The 5301-nt window shown below is 42.0% G+C and carries 5 protein-coding genes; 1 reads left to right on the top strand and 4 read right to left on the bottom strand.

Going from position 1 to position 5301, the window contains the following annotated elements:
• Positions 1 to 401: 401 nt before the first annotated feature.
• Positions 402 to 554 (bottom strand): hypothetical protein, encoded by a 153-nt coding sequence (locus U9P07_11665; protein ID MEA2110064.1) that lies wholly within the window; start codon positions 552 to 554, stop codon positions 402 to 404.
• A 180-nt stretch (positions 555 to 734) separates the two neighbouring features.
• On the opposite strand from U9P07_11665, the gene U9P07_11660 reads away from it, so the two are divergent.
• Positions 735 to 3545: a S8 family serine peptidase gene (locus U9P07_11660; protein MEA2110063.1), complete on the top strand. Its 2811-nt coding sequence runs from the start codon at positions 735 to 737 to the stop codon at positions 3543 to 3545.
• Positions 3546 to 3585: 40 nt separating this feature from the next.
• On the opposite strand, the gene U9P07_11655 is transcribed toward U9P07_11660, so the two are convergent.
• The 3 genes from U9P07_11655 to U9P07_11645 all read right to left on the bottom strand — a co-directional run bounded on the left by U9P07_11655 (position 3586) and on the right by U9P07_11645 (position 4856).
• Positions 3586 to 4242, bottom strand: coding sequence for a hypothetical protein (locus U9P07_11655; GenBank protein MEA2110062.1), 657 nt, complete (start codon positions 4240 to 4242; stop codon positions 3586 to 3588).
• 128 nt (positions 4243 to 4370) lie between these two features.
• On the bottom strand, positions 4371 to 4598 hold the full coding sequence (locus tag U9P07_11650; GenBank protein ID MEA2110061.1) for a hypothetical protein: 228 nt from the start codon (positions 4596 to 4598) through the stop codon (positions 4371 to 4373).
• Between the two features lie 60 nt (positions 4599 to 4658).
• The gene (locus U9P07_11645; protein MEA2110060.1) at positions 4659 to 4856 is read right to left on the bottom strand and encodes a hypothetical protein; all 198 of its coding nucleotides are present in this window, start codon (positions 4854 to 4856) and stop codon (positions 4659 to 4661) included.
• Between the last annotated feature and the right edge of the window lie 445 nt (positions 4857 to 5301).

Below are 5301 nucleotides of genomic sequence, written 5' to 3'. Positions count from 1 at the left end.
AACAGCGTAAACGCCATTCATATCTTAGCTATTCCAAATTTAGTTAGTTACACCTAAGTATATAAGTATTTTTTTGGACGAGTGAGGAAAGCTTCTTAGGTGGTGATGATGCCAGGGGGAGGGGGGGGCTATTTTTTTGAGAAAAGCTTCTTCATAATATACCCCCAATAAAAATTCTGTACTTTTACAAAAGGGGGCAACTTTCCGGTAGTCTCAATGTCCAGAATGAAGAGATTTATTACTGGAATAATTCCAAGCGGAAAGATCGCTGGCTTTTTTACCGAAGATGGCCAGGGTGCGGTCGAAGAAATTGTCGGGGGTAAACGGATGGTCATGGTGGCTTCTCCTGTCGTTTGGGTTATTAACTTAACTTGCCAGGCTGTACCTCTCCTTTTTTATTCTTACATGGACGTACACTCATCTTTACCACGTTCCCTGCTTGCAGGCAATTCTATGATGTACAGGCCGCCGCACAGGGCTTGTTTAGGGAAGGGTGTATGAAAAGCAGAAATGTTGTAGTAGTAGGAAATATTGTTTTCTTCTTTCTTCTTCACTCATCGATTGTCCTGCCCCTGTTTATTGCCTTTAGGAAAAAACATATTTTGGGAGGGGGAAATTTGACATCCAGCTAGATGTTGGTTATGGTGTGGTAATTGGTATCTTTAGATATTTGCATATACTCATAGATGCTGTCTGGATATCCCTGAAAAAATAAGCCTTTGGGAGGTCTGCAAATGATTATTTCTCCGTCAAAGTTTTGTGCGATTGATTTTTTTAAGATCATTATCATTGTCATCCTCCTCTTGTCGGCAAGCAACTCCCTGGCAGAAGGCAATAATACTGATATCAACCTTAAAATAGGTCCATTATTAAAAAGAGAAATTTCTAAGGAAAAATCAGAACAAAACTTATTGGAGTCTTATGGTGTCGGAGAACAAAAAAATACTGAGGAAGCCGAAACTATAATTAAGGTCATAGTTGTGATTGATGCCAACTATTTAAAACCCTTACCTGAAGATATTTTACGGGCACTTACAGAAAAGGTGGAATTGCTTGGAGGACGTGTTGGAAATCATGCCTTTAATAATGTCCAAGTCTGGATTCCGATTGGAAAGATTGAAGAGCTGGCATCATGGACAAAGATAAAGTTAATCAAAAAACCTACTTTACCGGAACCCAATGATATTGTGACGGGGGGTCTAAATTTTATTGGTGCTGGAGAATGGCATAATGCTGGAGTGACGGGGAAAGGGGTAAAAGTAGGTGTTATAGATTCGGGATTTTCAGGTTATTCCTCTTTATTAGGAACAGAATTGCCTGCGATAGTAGAAACTGCATATACTGGAAATCAATCAGACTTTATTTCCACAATACATGGTACGGCATGTGCGGAAATTGTTCACGATGTGGCTCCTGATGCTGAACTTTTTTTAATAAATGTTGCTGATATGGAGGTTGACTTTCCACTGGCGGTTAAATGGCTGAAATCAAAAGGAGTTGACGTAATAAGCTCTTCTATAGGGTTGAATCTAAAATATTATTCAACAATGATTTACTGGATGCTTAAAGGAGATTCCTACACTTCTTACCTTGCCAATAAAGTATTAGAAAATCTTGAACAGACTAAAGCACAAATGAATTACATGGTTAGTATTGTAGTAGCCAGTGGTGTTACTTGGTCGCAGGCAGCAGGTAATGATGGCCAGAAGAAATGGAATGGATGGTTTACTGATAATGATCATGATGGTCTTCTTAACTTTTCTTCCTATGAGGATTACAATAAAATAGATACACGTGGGATTGTTAATGATAATGTTTATGTTTTATTGATGTGGGATTTTGATGATAGTTTAACTTACGATGATTATAATTTATATATCGTTGATCAATATAAAAATATCGTTGATAAATCCACCATTAATCAGTGGGAGATACCGCTTGGCATAGAAGCCTGTAAATTTACGGTTCAACCAGGCAAGGAATATTATGCTTTTGTAAAAAAATATAATGCTGAAGATCAACCCCTTGTATTGCTGGTCGGCCATTCGAAATTTCCGAGCCTGAAATATCATGATGCGTATGGAACTGTTAATCTAAATTGTCCCGCAGCTAATCCCGACGTCATTACCGTTGGTGCTGTTCATCGTGCTGATTCCCCACCATATGTTACTATTGCAGATTATAGCTCCCAAGGACCGGTTGATGGAATGATCAAACCAGATTTGGTTGCGCCGGCAGGGGTAAGAACGGCATCATACAGTAATTATTTCTATGGAACATCTGCTGCCGCACCCCATGTAGCCGGGATTTGCGCTTTGGTAAAACAGAAATATCCTGCCTTGACACCAACCCAAATTAAAAATTATTTAGCATCTAATGCGGTTGATCTTGGAACACCCGGTAAAGAGAATGTTTATGGTAGTGGATTAGTACATTTGCCGGAGGTGCCATATGCGGACTTAGTACCTTACAAGCCTGATGGTTGGTCTGATAAAATAGTTATTTCTTCCATGCAGGGGAATAATACCGACAACAGTGTATTTACTGAAGAAGACGTCCTTTATGTTGATTGGGCTTTACTAAACAATAGCAATATGGACATACCGGTTGCATTTACAACATCACTTTACATAGACGAAGTGCTTATGAAGACATGGACGTCAGACAGCCTTCTTGCTGGTTATTATGCCAACGTGAAAGACTATTCTATTGGTAAACTAACATCAGGTATACATTCGATAATGATAAATGCTGATACCGGTAACAGTGTTCGTGAATCTGATGAGTCCAATAATAGTTATGTGAAAAATATTACCGTTTCTGCTGTTTCTCCCTTACCGCCAGCATCTGATTTTACATCAAATATTAAAAGCGGCGTTGGGCAATTGAGCGTTCAATTCACTGACTCATCAACAGGTGAGATCACTTCCTGGTCATGGAATTTCGGTGACGGTACTACCAGTACTGATCAAAATCCAATACATGTATATCAACAACCGGGAACGTATAATGTTAGCTTAACAGTCACCGGGCCAGGAGGTTCTACAACTGAAAGTAAAACTGCTTATATAACCGTTACTGAACCAATACAGGGAAATTGTACCATAGATATATTAGATGGGCAGTTCCCATTGAATGCGGAATATTCATGGAACTATTCACAAATTGTACTTCCAATTAAAGAAACCAACCCCGCAGATTGTAAACCCTTTGCCGTTGGTGACCTGTCATCTGGTAATTTAAGTTTACAAGTAGCTCTTCCTGCATTTTCACAGGGAGTGGACGTATATCTTGCCATCGGATTTTCAAATGCATTATTTTTGATTGATGGTTCTAATGTATTGCATTCTTTAACGGAGGTAACTGTTCTGCCAAAATGGAAAACTAATAATTCTGCCGCTATAGATGAATCATTGTACGGGGATATCCAAATTTCTTTATTACCATCAGGGGTATATAATCTTTATACTCTTGTGGTTCCATCTGGGGAAACAGATTTTAGTAATTACTATTTCTGGTCAACAAGTTTTATTGTCAATAATTAAAATGTAAAAGCCAAGCACCTCTTTCTTGATTTTGCATCTTTCAAGGATTTCGAAGCAGGGTTTTCGGACTCTGCCTTTTTTCATGCTGTTCTCTTTCCCGCTTTTTGCCCAGCGATGCGGCCGGCGTTTTGTCCTGTGCATAAGCCCGGTTAATGGCGGCGTCAAGGGCTGCGCCGGATGAGTGTTCAACCCGGATGTCCTGACGGTCGGACCAGCCAAACTGCTTCAACCAGAAAATTGAAAACGTTGGATTTAGCTTGCTTCGACTGCCCAACCGGGCGATTCTATCGGCAATGATTGGTTTGAATCTCTGTAACCCTTCGCTGAACCGTTCTGAACGATCGAGAAGGTGGCCCAGCTGGGAGCTGGACAGCCCCGCGGCTTCGCTGAACTGGGTCAGGTGCAGGTTGTCGGGGTCGTCATCAAGCCATTGGGAAAACTTGACAAGCACGGCGTCAACTGCTTCATTACTCCAGACCTTCGGCCGTCCACGTCCTCGTTTTACTTGGATTTCAGGTGGTTTAGTTGCGGCTACAGTGGCGGGGGCGTTTTTGTTGCCCCGCACCCAGCCTTCCTTCTTAGCCCGCTTTTGAATGACAGCCCGGCTGCAGTCATTCTGTTTCGCCAGTTCGCCGATAGATTTTGCACTGTATTGGTAGTCCCGGGCGATTTTATGCCAGTCAAGTGTTTTTGTCATGTCAAATCCTCATTTATGGCGTGTTAATAAAAGGGGGGATGCAGGGATGATTTATTTCGAAACACTCTTTGCTATCCATATCTTTGTTTATAATGTTCCAACCCCCTAAAACTACCCCCGGCAGCTGCTTAATTTCGTTTTGTACGGGGTTCGCAATCACGATATGGCATATATTGATACAATGGGCAGGTGGACACCAGGCAGTCATATTTGCCGTCGTCATAGCCGCCCATGCACTCATAACATTTGGCAAGGATGGCTTCTTTCCTGGTCAACGATTCGCCTCGGTCAGCTTTGGCAAGTTCTTTGCGTCCTTTTGCCCGGATACCAAAATTGTCTACTGGTGTTCGGTTCATTATATCACCTCCATTAGGCTGTTTTTTGATCGGCGGCAATCAAACCCTTTCCGTGCAAACTTATGCACGCAAAGACGATGTGTAGATGTTTGGAACCTGCTGCGTTTCATCCCGCCAATCATCCGGGCGGTACTCCTTTAATCTGCGAACTCTACCTAGCCAAATCCGTTTACAGCGCTTACACGTCACCCGGCGGATATCTTTAACTGCGTCTTTTCCGGCATAGCGGCAACCGAATTGCCAATGTGTTTTCTTCATGGTGTTTCCTCCCCTAAAAAAATACTCAAAAAAAGTTTAATTATTCAAAAAAATAAATACTTATTATAATATCTTATTCCTCATCGTAAGGATTAAACTTGAAATGGGGTTTTTCCTTAATGAAGCCGGCACCATTTTTTTTTACCCGTCAGGGTGCCCCTTGCCAGGTGTTCGCCTACCGAGTTCACCTGCTGGCGTATACTTCCCGGTATACACACTAGCCACTTGCACTGCGTTTATCCTGTCGTCCCCGTCTGATTGTCTGGCGCCCCCGGCATTTAAAGTTTGTCCAACTGTCTGGCGACCCGGGACGTCAGCTCGCCAATGGGTGCCGTCTTCAAATGTTCAAGTAGCCGGTAAAAGACTTCTTGCCCTGCTGCCAGATTATTATTTAAAAAATGCCCATCAAGTTTGTTCTCAAGGCTGATCCGCTTCGTCCACCATT

The organism is Pseudomonadota bacterium, assembly GCA_034660915.1.
Lineage (GTDB): Bacteria > Desulfobacterota > Anaeroferrophillalia > Anaeroferrophillales > Anaeroferrophillaceae > DQWO01.
This window is presented reverse-complemented; position numbering and strand designations above follow the sequence as displayed.

Excerpts from the sequence above, each read along its gene's own strand:
- U9P07_11660 (MEA2110063.1), top strand. The coding sequence starts at position 735 with ATGATTATTTCTCCGTCAAAGTTTTGTGCGATTGATTTTTTTAAGATC.
- U9P07_11655 (MEA2110062.1), bottom strand. The coding sequence starts at position 4,242 with ATGACAAAAACACTTGACTGGCATAAAATCGCCCGGGACTACCAATAC.
- U9P07_11650 (MEA2110061.1), bottom strand. The coding sequence starts at position 4,598 with ATGAACCGAACACCAGTAGACAATTTTGGTATCCGGGCAAAAGGACGC.
- U9P07_11645 (MEA2110060.1), bottom strand. The coding sequence starts at position 4,856 with ATGAAGAAAACACATTGGCAATTCGGTTGCCGCTATGCCGGAAAAGAC.